Source organism: Ruegeria lacuscaerulensis (genome assembly GCF_013034745.1).
In the GTDB taxonomy this organism is placed as follows: domain Bacteria; phylum Pseudomonadota; class Alphaproteobacteria; order Rhodobacterales; family Rhodobacteraceae; genus Ruegeria; species Ruegeria lacuscaerulensis_B.
In genome coordinates, this window is record NZ_WQGP01000001.1 from 12,350 (window position 1) to 28,217 (window position 15,868).

Consider the following 15,868-nt stretch of genomic DNA (forward strand, 5'->3'; position numbering starts at 1 on the left):
GACTGCCTGCTCTTGTGCCTGTTGATCTTGTTGCGAAAAAAGCTTGGTTCAATGCCATGGGGTTCTTGTGCCCCGCCTTTTCCTGCGCCACGATGACATGGCGCGCGCAGGTTTGCAAAGCAGTGGGAGTGCACAGGTGCCAAGAGAACGTCTGAGTGTTGTCGTAACGCGACGGTTGCCCGAGGCGGTGGAAACGCGGTTGAGCGAATTGTTCGATGTAAAGCTGCGCGACGACGACGCCCCAATGACGCGGGATGAGCTGGTCGCAGCGGTCAAAACGGCGGATGTGCTGGTTCCCACCGTTACCGATACGATTGATGGCGGGGTGCTGGGGCAGGCGGGTGAAAACCTGCGGCTGATCGCGAACTATGGCGCTGGCGTCGATAATATTGATGTGGCCACCGCGCGTCAGCGGGGCATCCTTGTCTCCAACACGCCCGGTGTGCTGACCGATGACACGGCGGATATGACGATGGCGCTGATCCTCGCCGTGACCCGTCGTATCCCCGAAGGCCTGACAACTATGCAAAAGGGCGAGTGGGAAGGCTGGGCTCCGACCGCCTTACTGGGTGGCCGGATCGGCGGACGTCGGCTGGGTATTCTTGGCATGGGCCGGATCGGTCAGGCCGTGGCGCGTCGCGCCAGCGCTTTTGGAATGCAGGTGCATTATCACAATCGCCGCAGGCTGCGCGCTGAGACGGAACAGGCGCTTGAGGCGACCTATTGGGAAAGCCTGGACCAGATGGTTGCGCGTATGGACGTGATTTCGATCAACTGTCCGTCCACGCCCTCGACTTTTCACCTGATGAACGCGCGGCGGCTGAAGTTGATGAAACCCTCGGCCGTGATCGTGAATACCTCGCGGGGCGAGGTGATAGACGAAAACGCGCTGACCCGGCAGATCCGCGCTGGTGAGATCGCAGGGGCAGGTCTGGACGTCTACGAACACGGCACCGACGTGAACCCGCGATTGCGACAGTTGCCCAACGTGGTTCTGTTGCCCCATATGGGGTCCGCCACGCTGGAGGGTCGGATCGAGATGGGCGAAAAAGTTATCATTAATATCAAGACATTCGAAGATGGGCACCGCCCACCGGATCAGGTGGTTCCTGCAATGCTTTAATCGGCACGGCCGACTGGCCGGGTATCAATTTTTCAGGAGGATACTATGAAACGACGTCTGATTTCCGGCTTGTTCCTGTCGGCTTTGGCCTTTGCGTCACCGGTTTTCGCGCAGGAGGCTGCCGACGCGGTTTCGCCCGAAGGCGGGTCCGTAGGCCAGGTTCAAGGCCTGACCGCCGAGGTCATTGCCGCGCTTGAGGCGAAGATGGTGGGCAAGCCGGTCACTGCGCAGAACTGGATGGTTGCAGCGGCCAACCCGTTGGCGGTTGAGGCCGGGGCCAAGGTGCTGCGGGCAGGGGGGTCGGCTGCGGATGCGATGGTCGCGGTTCAGGTGGTGCTAGGCCTGGTCGAGCCGCAATCCTCTGGTCTGGGCGGTGGCGCGTTTCTGGTCTGGTATGATGCCGCGACTGGCAAGATGACCACGCTGGACGGGCGCGAGACAGCCCCGCTTGAGGCCACTCACCGGCTGTTCCACGACGAAAATGGCGAACCCCTGAAATTCTTCGATGCTGTAGTCGGGGGACTGTCCGTTGGAACACCGGGAACGCCAGCCCTGTTAGAAGAGGCGCATCGCCGCTGGGGTCGAAGCCCGTGGCCCAGCCTGTTTGCGGATGGGATTGCGCTGGCCGAGGACGGATTTCTGGTTTCTCCACGACTGGCGGGGCTGGTCGAAAAGGACGCCGAACGGTTGTCACGCTTCCCTGTGACGGCGGAATATTTCCTGCCGGATGGCAAGCCGTTAGAGCAGGGTCAGCGCCTGATGAACCCCGACTATGCGGAAACACTGCGCACTTTGGCCAGCGAAGGCGCGGCAGGGTTCTACGGTGGCGAGATCGCAGCGGGGATCGTCAGCACGGTGCGTGGGGCGGAAGGAAACCCCGGTGTGCTATCGGGCATTGACCTGGCCCTGTATCAGGTGATCGAGCGCGAGCCGGTCTGTGCCGCCTATCGTGCCTACGAGATCTGCGGCATGGGGCCGCCCTCTTCGGGCGCGCTGACAGTTGGGCAGATTTTGGGCATGCTGGATGGTTATGATCTGGCGGCCATGGGACCGGAAGATGTTCAAAGCTGGCGGCTGATCGGCGATGCCTCGCGCTTGGCTTTTGCCGACCGGGGGCGGTACATGGCTGATCACGACTTTGTCCCGATGCCGACCAACGGGCTTGTTGACCCGTCTTATCTGTCCGAGCGTGGCGGTCTGTTGAATGAGAGCGAAGCCTTGATCGACGTGGCGCCGGGCAACCCGGCCTTCGATCATGCATCAAACTGGGCGGATGATGAATCTCTGGAATTGCCGTCGACCTCGCATATCTCGATTGTCGATCAATTTGGCAACGTCCTTTCCATGACGACCACGATCGAGAACGGCTTTGGCTCTCGATTGATGACCAACGGGTTTCTGCTGAACAACGAATTGACCGATTTCTCGTTCAAGACGCATCGCGATGGCGTGCCAATTGCCAACCGGTTGGAACCCGGCAAGCGCCCGCGTTCGTCGATGAGCCCGACAATCGTGATGCAGGACGGCGCGCCTGTTCTGGCTATTGGCTCTCCGGGCGGCAGCCGGATCATTGGCTATGTGGCCAAGTCGATCATCGCGTGGGCGGATTGGGATATGGACGTGCAGCAGGCCCTGTCCCTGCCTCATCTGGTCAACCGGTTCGGGACTTATGATGTTGAGCTGGGAACAGCGGCCGAAGGGTATGCAGATCAGTTGACTGCGCTTGGGTATGAGGTCAATCCACGGGATCTGACCTCGGGCCTGCACGCGATTGAGATCGGGGATGTCCTGATCGGCGGCGCAGATCCACGTCGCGAAGGAATTGCGCTGGGCGAATAGCCCGGCGATCAGGGGGGAGGAACAGTATGGTGCAGGCAGTCGCTTTGCCTCGGAACGAGGCTGGGATCGAAACGGTCATAGGCGTTCTAAAGCAGAAATTCGGCGACCGCCTGCAAACCGGTCAGGCCATTCGGGAACAGCATGGGCACACGACGACCTGGATTGAAAACCAGTCCCCGGATGCTGTGGTGTTTCCTCAGACCACTGCAGAAGTGTCCGAGATTGTCAAAACCTGCGCCACGCATAAAGTGCCGGTGATCGCTTTTGGCACCGGCACCTCGCTCGAGGGGCATGTCAATGCGCCAGCCGGAGGTATCTCGGTCGACCTGACCCAGATGAACAAGGTTCTGACCGTGAATGCCAGTGATCTGGACTGTGTCGTGCAGCCCGGCGTCACGCGTGAGGATCTGAACACGCATCTTCGCGATCAGGGGTTGTTCTTCCCCATCGACCCCGGCGCCAATGCCTCATTGGGGGGGATGGCGTCAACGCGGGCTTCAGGGACGAATGCAGTGCGCTATGGCACGATGAAGGACAATGTCCTCAGCCTCGAGGCGGTGATGCCGGACGGGCGGATCATTCGCACCGGGCAACGGGCCAAGAAATCCTCGGCCGGGTACGACCTAACGCGGTTGTTGATAGGGGCCGAGGGGACGCTAGGGGTCATCACGGAAATCACTTTGCGGCTGCAAGGCATCCCCGAGGCGATTTCTTCGGCGCGCTGTTCCTTTCCAACCGTGGATGCGGCTTGCCAGGCGGTGATGATGACCATCCAATACGGCGTTCCCGTGGCCCGGATCGAGTTGCTGGACGAAATGTCGGTAAAGGCGGCCAATGCCTATTCCAATCTGACATTGCCCGAAACGCCACTGCTTTTGCTCGAATTCCATGGCTCGGAAAACGGCGCGATCGAGCAGGCAGAAACCTTCGGTCAGATTGCCGAAGAATTCGGCGGTACCGATTTTGCGGCAACCTCGACCACTGAGGAACGCAGTAAGCTGTGGCAGGCGCGGCACGACATCTATTGGGCTTGTCTGCAGCTGCGTCCGGGTGCACGCGGAATTTCAACCGATGTTTGCGTGCCCATTTCGCGTTTGGCCGAATGTGTCACCGCCACACAAAACAAGGCAGAGGAACTTGGGTTGATCGCGCCTATGGTCGGCCATGTCGGGGACGGGAATTTCCATACCTTGTTGCTGATCGATATGGAAAACGCCGACGAGGTGGCCAATGCCGATCAGTTTGTCGGCTGGTTGAATGAATTGGCCATTTCGATGGACGGCACCTGCACCGGCGAGCATGGAATAGGGCAGGGCAAACGCCCCTATCTGATCAAGGAGCTGGGGGACGCAACCCGCTATATGGCGGCGATCAAGGTGGCGCTCGACCCGGACAATATCATGAACCCCGGCAAGATCCTGTAGCGGCTTTCACTGTCATTTGAGCGATTGCTGACGCCAAAAGTCGGTTTTGCACTTTTTTGCGTCGGCTGGACTTGGCGCTTAGGCCTCGGGCTTGGGCATAAACCTTGCAAATTAGACTCAATCCGGAGAACGGGCGAATGAAAACCCAAGTCAAAGCACTGGTCGTTGGCGGTGGTGCCGTCGGGACCTCGATTGCATACCACCTTGCCAAGGCAGGCTGGGACGATGTGATGCTGATCGAACGTGACGAGCTGACCTCGGGCTCCACTTGGCACGCGGCTGGCCTGCTGCCACTGTTCAACATGTCCTACGCGACAACCCACATCCACAAATACTCGGTCGATTTCTACAAGACACTTGAGGAAGAGACTGGCTTGAATGCTGGCTTTGCCGTGGTTGGCAACCTGCGCATGGCGCAGACGCAAGAGCGTATGGACGAATACATGCTTTATGCCTCGACCGCCGAGACCTGCGATGTGGCCTATGAGTGGCTCACACCCGAGCAGATCAAGGAACGCTGGCCGCTGATCGAAACCGGCGATCTGAAAGGTGCGATTTATCACACCGAAGATGGCTACATTAACCCGGCCGACGTGACACAAGCGATGGCCAAAGGTGCCCGTCAGCGCGGTGTTGATATTGTGCGCAAGATGCAGGCTGACGCGTTCCACTGGAACGGCACTCATTGGGAAGTCACCTGCACCAGGATGGTCGAAAAGGGCGGCAACCTGGTGCCGTCGGACGAGCAGGTTGTCATCACAGCCGAGCATGTCGTGACCGCCTCGGGCAACCACGCACAGCGCACCGCCAAAATGCTGGGTATCAAGATGCCCGCCATCCCGGTCGAGCACACCTTCATCGTCATGGACAAAGATCCCGAACTGGTCAAATGGCGCGAAGCAGGCAACCCCGAGCATCCCGTCGTCCGTGACGCCGACAACGAGTCTTATGCGCGCGAGGAACGTGGCGGCTGGATTCTGGGCATCTACGAACACGGCGCGCCCGCACAGTTCGAATATGGTGTGCCGGACAGCTTCCGCGCGGACCTGTTCCCGCTGGATATCGACCGGATTGCCGACCAGTACATGGCGATGGCCGAGCGTGTACCCTCTTGCGCCGAATCCGGCCTGAAAGACGATTTCAACGGCCCGATCTGCTATACGCCTGATGGCAACCCGCTGGTTGGCCCCGCTCCGGGCCTGCGCAACATGTGGCTGGCCGAGGGCTTCTCGTTCGGGATCACTGCCGCAGGCGGCACCGGCTATTATCTGGCGCAGATGATGGTTGACGGCGAAGCCGAGATCGACATGGCCTCGCTGGACCCCAAACGGTATTCGTCGAACTGGATGACCACCGAATTCGCGGCGCGCAAGAACGAAGAATGCTACGAGCACGTCTACATCCTGCACCACCCCGACGAAGAGCGCGAAGCCTGCCGTCCGCTGCGTACTGTTCCGGCCTATGACCGCCAGAAAGCGCGTGGCGCACAATTCGGCTGGGTGAACGGCTGGGAACGTCCGAACTATTTTGGGCCCGTCGATGCGCCGGATAATTTCGACAAGGAAAGCCGCAGCTTCCGTCGCGGTGGTTGGTGGAAACACGCTGTGGAAGAGGCCAAAGCGATCCGCGAAGGCGTTGGCCTGATCGACGCGTCGGCCTTCACCAAGCATGTCGTCAAAGGCCCCGGCGCGACCCAGTTTCTGGATTGGTTCACCTGTAACAAGCTGCCCAAGGTCGGTCGCATCAACCTGACCTACGCGCTGACCTCGCATGGGACCACCCGCACTGAATACACCATCGTCCGCAATGGCGAGAATCACTACTACATCGTCTCCGCAGGTGCCTGGACCGAGTATGACGCGGACTATCTGCGAAAAGCGGCCGAGGACAAGATGGAGGAGTTTGGGTATATCGAGATACAGGATGTGACCACTCAGTGGGGTGTCTTCGCCATCGCCGGACCCAAGTCGCGTGATGTCCTGAAAGCGGTCATCAAAGACGCCGATCCGGAAACCGCACTGTCCAACAAGCGCTTCCCATGGCTGTCGGCCCGTCAGATCGAACTGGGCATGTGCCCCGTGAACGCCATCCGTGTGGCCTATACCGGTGAGCTGGGTTGGGAACTGCACCACCCGATCGAAATGCAGAACTATTTGTTCGATCTGTTGGAAAAGGCTGGTGAGAAACACGGTATGAAGCTGGTTGGTGCCCGCGCGCAGAACTGGCTGCGTCAGGAGAAATCCTATCGCGCCTTCGGCACCGAACTGGGCCGCGACGCGACCCCCCTCGAGGCCGATCTGCCGCGCTTTGTCGACCTGTCGAAAGACTTCTACGGCAAAACCAAGCTGGAAGAGACCGGTGTGCGCGTAAAGTGTTGCACACTGCTGATCGACGGACCAGACGATGCTGACCCGTGGGGTCGCGAAGCGCTCTATACGCCGGAGGGCGCGCGCGTGGGTCGTTTGACCTCGGGCGGGTATTCGGTGGCCTTCGAGAAATCGATCGGCATGGGCTATGTGCCCCCCGAGCTGGCAGTTGAAGGCACCAAGCTACAAGTCAAAATTCAGGACAAGCTGTGGGATGCGGTTGTGACTTGTGACAGCCCCTATGATCCTAAGAACGAAACGATCCGTAAAGACGGTTGATTCTGAGCTTAGCTTTAGGCGGGGCTCCAAAATGGGCCGCCTAAGGCGGCCCATGCCTCCGGCGGAGGTATTTTCAAACAGAAGAAGCGGGGGCTGGTGACATGATCCAGCCCCCTGCTTTTGGCTAGGGGGGCCTTCTCCTGTTACGGCCAACGGCGCCTCCGCCTGTACCGCAAAATCACTATTGCTCATCAGAGTTAACGACCCGTTACTTCTTCTGTTCAAAAATACCTCCGCCGGAGGCAAACCTGCTTAAGCAGGTTTTCGTGGCGCATCTCTGGGGAGAAATATTACGTGGTTTCCGAAGATGGATTGGATAGGGCCCATCCTTGGCAGAGAACTTATTCTCATCAAGTGCCCGAGTTTTCCGCAATGAAAGCGATATTGTTTGCGGGCATCTCTGATATTTTGAGAATCGTTAGACCTCTGGCCTGCATATACGCGGCAATTTCGGAGTCATTCTTATAGCCGATCTCGGGGTCTTGTTGGACCAGGGCCTGGTGAAACCGTTGATCACCATCGCTGGTCAATTTGCCCGCGCGCATGAAAGGACCGTATAGGATAAATCGCCCTTTAGGCTCCAGCGCCTTTGAAACCTCAGTTAGAATCGTGCAGGTTTCAACCCAGCTGATAAGATGGGTCAGATTGATCAGGACGATAAGATCCTTGCCGCCAAATTCTCGATGCCATCCCTCCGCCGTGGCGTCCAGAGTGGCGGCGACTTTGATGTTCACTTGCTCGACCGTGTATGTATTGATGCTGGCGCGGCGGTCGGGGTCGATCTCAGTCGGGTGCCAGGTCAGGCCGGGCAGGCGCTGGGCAAAGGCGCTCACATGCTGGCCTGTCCCGCTGGCAATTTCCAATGCGTTCCCGCTGTCAGGGGCCCATTGCGCCAGCAGATCGCAGAGCACATCTGCATTGCGGGTCGCAGCAGGCGCGACCATTCGGGCGCCCTCGACCTGAGTTGCAACGCTGGCGTTAGGAGGAAGGGTTCGTTTGCTCATTGTCGCAGCCTGTCGGGTTTAAGGGCGTTCACAATTTCCGCGTCCAGTTCCGGCGGTGCGCCGATTGCCAAGTCGGCAACTAATTTAGACGCGGCCGCCGCCGTTTGAAACCCGTAGCCACCCTGGCCAGCCGACCAGATAAAATTGGGTTCGATCGGGTCCGGTCCCAGAACCAGCGTCCCATCAGGCGCAAAACTGCGTAGCCCCGCCCAGTTTGTCTCGACCCGCGTGACGGCTTCGGTCACCATTTCTTCATAGCGCGCAAGCCCTTCCGCCAAGACCAAGTCGTCGGCATAAGCGTCTTGCGGTGGTACCGGGTCAGCCTCGGATGGCGAGACGATCAATTTCCCAGCATCGGGCTTTGCGTACCAGCTTTCCCCAGCACCCAGCAGCATTGGCCAATCTCGCAAATCATGACCGCCCGGCGCGGGAAGACGCGCCATCGATCGACGTAGTGGAGATATCCCGATCGGTTCGATCCCTGCCAATGCCGCGACCTGGTCCACCCACGGCCCGGCTGCGTTGACAATTACGCGAGCTTCAAAGCTGCCGTTGGCCTCGACAATCCAGTTTCGATCCCGGCGCAGCGCGGTTACGCGGGATTTCGTCAGAATGTCTCCGCCATTGCGTCGGATCGCTTGTGCAAAGCTCTGCATAAGACGGTCGGTATCGATGTCGAACGCGGCGTCGCTGATCGCTGCAAAGCGAACGGCGTCAGCGTTGAGGATTGGGATTCGATTCACAGCTTCGGCAATTGATATGGGATGCATGTTCAAGGATGCAGTATCATTGGACATTTGCAGGGCTTGATCTGCTCGACCGACCAGCATTAGGCCACGCGGTGTCAGATAACCACCCTTGTCGGTCTTCAGAAAGTTGGCGCTGGCCCGGTTCAAGGCAACGACAGTCTCTGGGCCGTAATTTTCTTCAAATAGTGCAGCTGAACGCCCCGACGCGTGATAGCCCAGGGCGTCTTCGGCCTCCAAAACCACAACCCGTCCATGGGCTGACAGGCGCGCGCCAGCGCTGAGCCCGGCGATACCGCCACCGATGACCAGGAAATCTATCATATCCCTCTCTTCGCAGAGTGCGGGGCGAAGTACACAAGGTTTGCTGTCGATCTACAAGCAGGGTTGAAATTGCACCTCAACCCATACAAAGAATGCCCCATTGATATAGGAGGATAGGGTGACTGGCGATAACTTACACCCGATGGCCACGGGACATATACCGTCCTACGTGACCCAGGCCGATGGCAGCGACTTTCTTTTAACGTTTATGTTCATTTTCACGGTTGGAGTGATCATTTTGATTGGGGTGGGATATTTCACCCTGCATTCGATCCCAGAAAAAATCGCACATGAATCCAACCACCCCCAGTTCCAACTGGTTGGTATTCTAGCGCTTCTTGCGCTGTTTACTCATAATGGTCTGTTTTGGATTGCTGCCATTCTGGTTGCCGGATTCCAGTTCCCTGACATTGGTGCCCCTTTGCGGGCCATCGCAGATGCGATCCGATCGTTGGGTCCGCAAGCGCAAGACCCAGCCACGCCTCCTCGGGCGGAACATCAGGAGCAATAAGGCATGCTTGAAACACTGATGTGTGCACTGATCACGGTGCTGCCTGATTTTCTGTTCCGTCGTTACGTGCAGGGCAAACGGATAGGCCATGAAATTACGCTGTTCACCATGTGGTACGAGCTGCGCTGGGGGCTGACGACCTGTGCCATTCTGGCACTGACGGTGATCACGACGCTGTTTTACTTTCACCCGGCCAGCCGGACGGCAGCGTCCTATTTCCGCACCGTGACGATCCTGCCGCAACTGGGAGGGCGCGTGTCCGAGGTCTATGTGTCCAACAACCAGCAGGTGGTCGCAGGTCAGCCGATCTTCCGAATGGAGGATTTTACCCAAACGGCGATGGTCGAGGCTGCTCATGCGCAGATCGCGCAGGTTCAGGCCTCGTTGAAAGTGGCCGAGACAGACCTGGCCGAAGCAACCGCCGGGATTGCGGGTGCCAAAGCCTCATTGGATCAGGCGATTGAAGACCTTGAGCGCAACACCACGCTGCGCGACGAGGGATCCAGCGCTGTGCGTCTGGCCGAGATCGACCGGCTGGAAAACATCGTCGCCGAACGCGAAGCCAATCTGGTGGCGGCCGAGGCGCAACGGGCTGCGGTTGTGCAACAGATCGAAGAGCTGATCCCGGCGCAGCTGGCCAGTGCAAATGCGCAACTGGACGCCGCCCTGACCGAGCTGGACAAGACAGTGGTTGCCGCGGGCGTGACGGGCCGGATCGAACAATTCGGCCTGCAAGTTGGCGATTTTGTCAGCCCTTTGCTGCGGCCTGCGGGAATTCTGGTGCCGTCGCATTCGGGTCATGACCGGTTTCAGGCGGCGTTCAACCAGATGGCGGCCCAGGTAATCAAGCCGGGCATGGTGGGCGAACTGGGCTGCATGACCAAGCCTTTTACGGTCATTCCTATGGTTGTGGTCGATGTGCAGGACGTGATCCCATCAGGGCAACTCCGCCCTTCGGATGAACTGCGCGATGTGCAGACCAATACAAATCCGGGGTCCATTCTGGTCTATATGGAGCCGTTGTATAAAGGGATGGCTGACGACATTCCTCCGGGCAGCAACTGTTTGGCGAATGTCTATACCAGCAATCATGAACGGCTGGAACATGAGGACCTCGGCTTCTGGCACGCCGCGTTTTTGCACGTGGTTGATACAATTGGGGTGGTTCATGCGGCGGGCTTGCGCCTGCGGTTGATCCTGATGCCGGTGAATACGTTGGTGCTGAGCGGGCACTGATTTCAACTTGGTCTGGCCGGGTGCACGTTATCCGGCCAGACCGTTGCGGTGCAGCCCCGCAAAAACCTTGTCGTTACGGGCGTCGTCGTAGGGCCGCCAGTCCCGCATCCGGTCGACATAGCCCTCGGACAGGCCTTCGCAAGCGGCCAGAGCCTCCTGTGCTTCATCCACGCGGTCCAAGGCGGCAAGGCAGATGGCGCGGCGATACAGCATGTTGGGATCGTTGGGGCGCACATTGACGGCGCGATCTGCCCAGTCCAACGCTTCGATATTTTCACCCGCAACCAAATACATCCGGGCAATTGCCCAGAAATAGAACCCCCGGTCCGGTTCCCGCGGAGACAAGGCCAAAGCCTTGCGGATTTCCTCGGCTGCCTGGGGGCCGATACTGGGATCGGCTAGTTCGGACCGGTTGAAATAGGCCAGTTTAGCGCGTGTAAAAAAGGGGTTCAGGCGGATCGCGTATTCCAATTCCTTCAGGCTTAACGCCTTCTCTCCCTGCCAGACATAGGCTGTCGACATCACATAGTGCGCAAATGGAGATTTATTGGCTAGCTCCAACCCCTTTTGCGCAGCGGCCACACCCTTGGCCAACACGTCCTTTGAACGCTCGGACGCTCCAAACCCATATTCCTTTAGATAGGCCCATCCCATACCCGCCCAGGCATCACCATAGTCTTCATCCAGTGCCACGGCGGCCTGAAACTCAACCTGTGCCGCTTGCAAATCTTCCAGCCCAGGCTTTCTAAGTCCCGACATCCCCCGCAGGTACCTTTCCCACGCCCCCAGATGGTCGGGGCGTTTACGGCGAATGCGGTCGATCTCTCCCTCGACCAGCTCGGTGTCCAATGCGGTGACGACACGCAAGGTGATGTCGTCCTGAATCTCGAACACATCTTCGAACGGCCGGTCGTATTTCTCGGACCAGAGGGCAAGTCCGGTTGTTCCCTCGATATATTCCACCGTCACCCGCACCCGAGGGCCCGACCGGCGCAATGTTCCAGTCACAAGATACTGCGCCCCCAAAACCCGTGCGGCGTCTTCGACGCTCAGTTCTGGGTTCAGGGACAGGCTGGACGCGCCCGAGACAACCGGCACCCGGCCCATCTGTTGCAGGCCTGAGATGATGTCTTCGGCCAGCCCTTCGGCGAAAAAGGCATGTTCAGGATCGGGGGAGTGGTTCTGGAAAGGCAAGACCGCAAGGGTCGGTGGACCTGTTTGGATTACGGGTTGGGACAGCGCGGGCGACGTCCCCTCGGCCTGCCAGCGAAACACGGTCAGAGGGCGCGAAATGTTCTTGAGCTGATGTTGGCCATCATGTGTCAGGTCTTTTGTTTTGCCCTGCGGCAGCGCATCGACAAATGCCTGCGAGGCGGCCAGCCCCCCGGCGTGGCAAAGGCCTTCCAATCGGGCGGCAATATTGACGCCGTCGCCCAGAATGTCCTGATCGTCAACGAACACATCCCCAAGATGCGCCCCAATGCGCAGCAGGATGCGCGCGTCTGGCGGCTGCTGCCGAGCTTGCGCTGCGGCCTCGGTCTGAATCCGCATCGCAGCGGTCAGCGCGGTGTCAGGCTCCGGGAATTCGGCCAGAAATCCGTCGCCCATCGTTTTGACCAATCGTCCCTGATTTTGTTCCAGCGCGGGCGAGATGATCATGTTCCGCAGATGGCGTAAAGCGCGCAGGGTTCCGACCTCATCGGTTTCGGTCAGATGGGCGTAGCCCAGCACATCCATGGCCAGAATGGCGGCACGTCGTTTGCCGTCCAGAAAATCCTCCATCGCGGTCCCTCGCAAGCCGTGCCTTGGGCAATCTTACGCGGTTTGCGCCATGAATGCATGACAAGAAAAAAGCCCGCCAAACGAGGCGGGCTTTGTCTAATGCTATTTACGCGTGGCTTACTGCGGGATCTCGCCGTCCAGCCCTTCGACGTAGAAGTTCATGCCTGCCAGCGTACCGTCATCAGCGGTTTCGCCATCCGCCAGCCAGTCGCTGCCGTCCTGCTTCTTCAGCGGGCCGGTGAAGGGGTGGTATTCGCCTGCGGCCATCGCGGCTTTCAAGGCCAGCGCCTCTTCCTTGACGTCGGCAGGTACGGCGTCGGAAATCTCACCGATCTCAACCATGCCTTCTTTGATGCCGTCCCAAGTGCTTACGGTCTCCCACGAGCCATCCATGACGGCCTGCGTGCGGGCGATATAGTAAGGTGCCCAGTTGTCGATGATCGACGAAACACGCGGGAAGGGTGCGTATTCGCTCATGTCCGAGGCTTGGCCAAAGGTGACAACATTACCTGCCTCTTGCGCGGCCGCTTGCGGGGCGGTCGAGTCGGTGTGCTGCAGAATCACGTCGGCGCCCTGTTCGATCAGAACGGTGGCGGCGTCAGCCTCTTTCGCCGGGTCGAACCAAGTGTAGGCCCAGACGATCTTGAATTCGACATCCGGGTTCACCTTCTTGGCGTGGATATAGGCCGAGTTGATGCCACGGATCACTTCGGGGATTGGGTAGGACCCGATATAGCCGATGATGTTCGACTTGGTCATTTTGCCCGCGATGTGACCCTGCACCGCGCGGCCCTCATAGAAACGTGCCGAATATGCCGAGACGTTAGGAGCGGTCTTATATCCGGTCGCGTGTTCGAACTTCACGTTCGGGAATTTCTTGGCCACGTTGATGGTGGGGTCCATGTAGCCGAACGAGGTGGTAAAGATCAGATCTGCGCCTTCCAGCGCCATCTGGGTCATCACACGTTCAGCATCCGGGCCTTCGGGGACGGATTCAACGAACACGGTCTCGACCTTGTCGCCAAAGTGCTTTTCGACCGCCTGACGGCCTTTGTCATGCTCATATGTCCAGCCGCCATCGCCGACGGGGCCGACATAGACAAAGCCGACCTTGGTCTTGTCTTCGGCCATGGCCCCCGTGGCCAGACCCAGCGCCACGGCGGCGCTTGTCAGTAGAGTGGTGAATTTCATGTGTTACTCTCCAAGTTGGTTTTAGTTGGCCCCTAGTGCGAGGCATGGAAGGTTCGGCCCAATGCGGCAGGTGCGCTGCTCTTGTCGGCCGAAAGGATCACAAGCACAAGGATCGTGATGATGTAGGGCGACATTGCCAGATACTCGACCGGAATGGCAACGCCCGCTGCCTGCAAATTCAGCTGCAACACGGTGATACCGCCAAACAAATAGGCGCCCATCAAGGCGCGCCATGGCTTCCAACTGGCGAAGACCACCAGCGCAAGCGCAATCCAGCCGACACCGGCAGTCATGCCCTCGGTCCATTGCGGCACGCGGATCAGGCTGATGTAGGCTCCGCCCAGCCCGGCACAGGCCCCGCCGAACAGGATCGCCATAATGCGGATCTTGATGACTTTGTAGCCAAGCGCATGCGCCGCATCGTGGTTCTCGCCCACGGCGCGCAGAATTAGGCCGACGCGCGTGTATTTCAGCGTGGCCCAGACGGCGGCCGTGAGTGCGATGCCTACATAAAGGATCGGGTCATGCTGGAACAGGATCGGGCCGATCACCGGAATATCGCTGATCACCGGGATATGAATGTCGCCCATGCTGGGGGGCTTGATCCCCACATAGCTTTGTCCCAACAGGGCGCTGAAGCCCAGACCAAACAGCGTCAGAGCCAAGCCGCTGGCCACCTGATTGGCCAGTGCTACCTGCGTCAGCAGAACGAATAGCAGCGACAGCACCGCGCCGCCGATAGCGGATGCGATGAACCCCAGCCAAGGTGAGCCGGTCTCGACCGAAATCGCAAAGCCGCTGATCGCGCCGACGATCATCATGCCCTCGACGCCAAGGTTCAGAACTCCTGCTTTTTCAACGACCAGTTCTCCGATCGCGGCCAGCAGCAGGGGGGTTGCGGCCACCATTAGCGAGGCGACCAGAAGGACGGGATTGATTTCACCAAGGTCCATATCACGCTACCTCGCTACGGGCCGCACGGATGCGGAAGTTTGTTAGAAGATCAAAGGCCAGCAGGAAGAACAAAAGCATCCCCTGAAACACCTGGATGGCAGCGGCAGGCAAGCCCAGTTGGGATTGCGCGATTTCACCACCGATATAGGTCAGCGCCATCAGGAAGCCGGCCAGCAGAATGCCCACCGGATGCAGGCGGCCAAGGAAGGCCACGATGATGGCGGTAAAGCCATAGCCCACGTTAAAGTCGATGCTGACCTGACCGGCAGGGCCGGACACCTCGAACATACCCGCCAACCCGGCCAACATGCCCGACAGACCCAGGCAGAACAGGATCAGCCGTGCCGGATTGACGCCTGCGAATTTAGCTGCACGCGGGGCCTCGCCCGTCAGGCGGATATGAAAGCCCAGCATGTGTCGGTTCAACAGAACATAGGCAAAGATCACTGCAATCAGCGCCGTCACCACGCCCCAATGCATCCCCGATCCGGCAATCAGCTCGGCATTATGGGCGCTGTCATAGGACTGCAGGTTGCGCGAGCCGGGAAAGCCGAATCCTTCGGGGTTCTTCAGCAATCCAAGCGAGACCGAGGCCAGCATCTGTTCGGCCACATAGACCAGCATCAGCGACACGAGGATTTCATTGGTGCCAAAACGTACCTTCAGAAAGGCCGGGATCATCGCCCACAGCCAGCCCCCGAACGCGCCCGCAATCACCATGATAGGAAAGATGTAGATCGCCTCCAGCGGGTAAAAGGCCAAACCCGCACCGGCGCCAAAGATGGCGCCCATGATGTACTGACCCTCGGCCCCAATGTTCCAGATCCCTGCCCGAAACCCCAGCGACAAACCGATGGCGATCAACACCAAAGGCGCGCCCTTCACCAGCAATTGCGGGCGGTAGTAGAATGCGAACTCTCCGAACAGAGGCTCCCAGAATATGGTGCCGATGGCTTCGACCGGGTTCTTGCCCAGCAGGGCGAACAGCAAACCGCCAAACACCATCGTTGCCACCACCGCGACCAGAGGGGTCGCATATGACCACGCTTTCGACGGCTGAGGCCGTTTCTCCAACACAATCATCTGCTC

The 15,868-nt window shown here is 59.1% G+C and carries 12 protein-coding genes; 6 read left to right on the forward strand and 6 right to left on the reverse strand.

Annotated features, from left to right (window positions below; translation table 11 throughout):
• Positions 1-136: 136 nt before the first annotated feature.
• The 4 genes from GOV79_RS00065 to GOV79_RS00080 all read left to right on the forward strand — a co-directional run bounded on the left by GOV79_RS00065 (position 137) and on the right by GOV79_RS00080 (position 7,031).
• Entirely contained in the window at positions 137-1,123 is a 987-nt protein-coding gene (locus GOV79_RS00065) for a 2-hydroxyacid dehydrogenase (protein WP_170787414.1), read from the forward strand.
• Positions 1,124-1,168: 45 nt separating this feature from the next.
• Complete coding sequence (ggt, locus tag GOV79_RS00070) at positions 1,169-2,962, forward strand: gamma-glutamyltransferase (protein WP_170788134.1); 1,794 nt, start codon at positions 1,169-1,171, stop codon at positions 2,960-2,962.
• 26 nt (positions 2,963-2,988) lie between these two features.
• Complete coding sequence (locus GOV79_RS00075; protein ID WP_170788135.1) at positions 2,989-4,386, forward strand: FAD-binding oxidoreductase; 1,398 nt, start codon at positions 2,989-2,991, stop codon at positions 4,384-4,386.
• A 137-nt stretch (positions 4,387-4,523) separates the two neighbouring features.
• Positions 4,524-7,031, forward strand: a complete 2,508-nt coding sequence (locus GOV79_RS00080) for a GcvT family protein (protein ID WP_170788136.1) — start codon at positions 4,524-4,526, stop codon at positions 7,029-7,031.
• A 350-nt stretch (positions 7,032-7,381) separates the two neighbouring features.
• Here the strand turns inward: GOV79_RS00080 and GOV79_RS00085 are convergent, their stop codons facing one another.
• The gene (locus GOV79_RS00085; RefSeq protein WP_170788137.1) at positions 7,382-8,035 is read right to left on the reverse strand and encodes a DUF938 domain-containing protein; all 654 of its coding nucleotides are present in this window, start codon (positions 8,033-8,035) and stop codon (positions 7,382-7,384) included.
• Positions 8,032-9,105 carry an NAD(P)/FAD-dependent oxidoreductase gene (locus tag GOV79_RS00090; RefSeq protein WP_170788138.1) on the reverse strand — a complete coding sequence of 358 codons (1,074 nt, stop codon included), beginning with the start codon at positions 9,103-9,105 and terminating at the stop codon, positions 8,032-8,034. Before GOV79_RS00090 ends, GOV79_RS00085 begins: the two co-directional genes overlap by 4 nt.
• Positions 9,106-9,247: 142 nt before the next feature.
• Between GOV79_RS00090 and GOV79_RS00095 the strand changes: the two genes are divergently transcribed.
• Positions 9,248-9,616: a hypothetical protein gene (locus GOV79_RS00095; RefSeq protein WP_170769817.1), complete on the forward strand. Its 369-nt coding sequence runs from the start codon at positions 9,248-9,250 to the stop codon at positions 9,614-9,616.
• A gap of 3 nt (positions 9,617-9,619) precedes the next feature.
• Positions 9,620-10,852 carry an HlyD family secretion protein gene (locus GOV79_RS00100; protein ID WP_170788139.1) on the forward strand — a complete coding sequence of 411 codons (1,233 nt, stop codon included), beginning with the start codon at positions 9,620-9,622 and terminating at the stop codon, positions 10,850-10,852.
• Between the two features lie 27 nt (positions 10,853-10,879).
• Here the strand turns inward: GOV79_RS00100 and GOV79_RS00105 are convergent, their stop codons facing one another.
• The 4 genes from GOV79_RS00105 to GOV79_RS00120 form a co-directional block, all read right to left on the reverse strand.
• The gene (locus GOV79_RS00105; protein ID WP_170788140.1) at positions 10,880-12,634 is read right to left on the reverse strand and encodes an adenylate/guanylate cyclase domain-containing protein; all 1,755 of its coding nucleotides are present in this window, start codon (positions 12,632-12,634) and stop codon (positions 10,880-10,882) included.
• A 117-nt stretch (positions 12,635-12,751) separates the two neighbouring features.
• Positions 12,752-13,825: a BMP family ABC transporter substrate-binding protein gene (locus tag GOV79_RS00110; protein WP_170768968.1), complete on the reverse strand. Its 1,074-nt coding sequence runs from the start codon at positions 13,823-13,825 to the stop codon at positions 12,752-12,754.
• Positions 13,826-13,857: 32 nt separating this feature from the next.
• Positions 13,858-14,778: an ABC transporter permease gene (locus tag GOV79_RS00115; protein WP_170788141.1), complete on the reverse strand. Its 921-nt coding sequence runs from the start codon at positions 14,776-14,778 to the stop codon at positions 13,858-13,860.
• A 1-nt stretch (position 14,779) separates the two neighbouring features.
• Positions 14,780-15,862 (reverse strand): ABC transporter permease, encoded by a 1,083-nt coding sequence (locus GOV79_RS00120; protein WP_170788142.1) that lies wholly within the window; start codon positions 15,860-15,862, stop codon positions 14,780-14,782.
• Between the last annotated feature and the right edge of the window lie 6 nt (positions 15,863-15,868).

What these genes read in the sequence shown, in the direction of transcription:
- GOV79_RS00120 (WP_170788142.1), bottom strand. Translation starts at nt 15,862, where the DNA reads ATGATTGTGTTGGAGAAACGGCCTCAGCCGTCGAAAGCGTGGTCATAT.
- GOV79_RS00105 (WP_170788140.1), bottom strand. Translation starts at nt 12,634, where the DNA reads ATGGAGGATTTTCTGGACGGCAAACGACGTGCCGCCATTCTGGCCATG.
- GOV79_RS00100 (WP_170788139.1), top strand. Translation starts at nt 9,620, where the DNA reads ATGCTTGAAACACTGATGTGTGCACTGATCACGGTGCTGCCTGATTTT.
- GOV79_RS00095 (WP_170769817.1), top strand. Translation starts at nt 9,248, where the DNA reads ATGGCCACGGGACATATACCGTCCTACGTGACCCAGGCCGATGGCAGC.
- GOV79_RS00085 (WP_170788137.1), bottom strand. Translation starts at nt 8,035, where the DNA reads ATGAGCAAACGAACCCTTCCTCCTAACGCCAGCGTTGCAACTCAGGTC.
- GOV79_RS00115 (WP_170788141.1), bottom strand. Translation starts at nt 14,778, where the DNA reads ATGGACCTTGGTGAAATCAATCCCGTCCTTCTGGTCGCCTCGCTAATG.
- GOV79_RS00110 (WP_170768968.1), bottom strand. Translation starts at nt 13,825, where the DNA reads ATGAAATTCACCACTCTACTGACAAGCGCCGCCGTGGCGCTGGGTCTG.
- ggt (WP_170788134.1), top strand. Translation starts at nt 1,169, where the DNA reads ATGAAACGACGTCTGATTTCCGGCTTGTTCCTGTCGGCTTTGGCCTTT.
- GOV79_RS00090 (WP_170788138.1), bottom strand. Translation starts at nt 9,105, where the DNA reads ATGATAGATTTCCTGGTCATCGGTGGCGGTATCGCCGGGCTCAGCGCT.
- GOV79_RS00080 (WP_170788136.1), top strand. Translation starts at nt 4,524, where the DNA reads ATGAAAACCCAAGTCAAAGCACTGGTCGTTGGCGGTGGTGCCGTCGGG.
- GOV79_RS00075 (WP_170788135.1), top strand. Translation starts at nt 2,989, where the DNA reads ATGGTGCAGGCAGTCGCTTTGCCTCGGAACGAGGCTGGGATCGAAACG.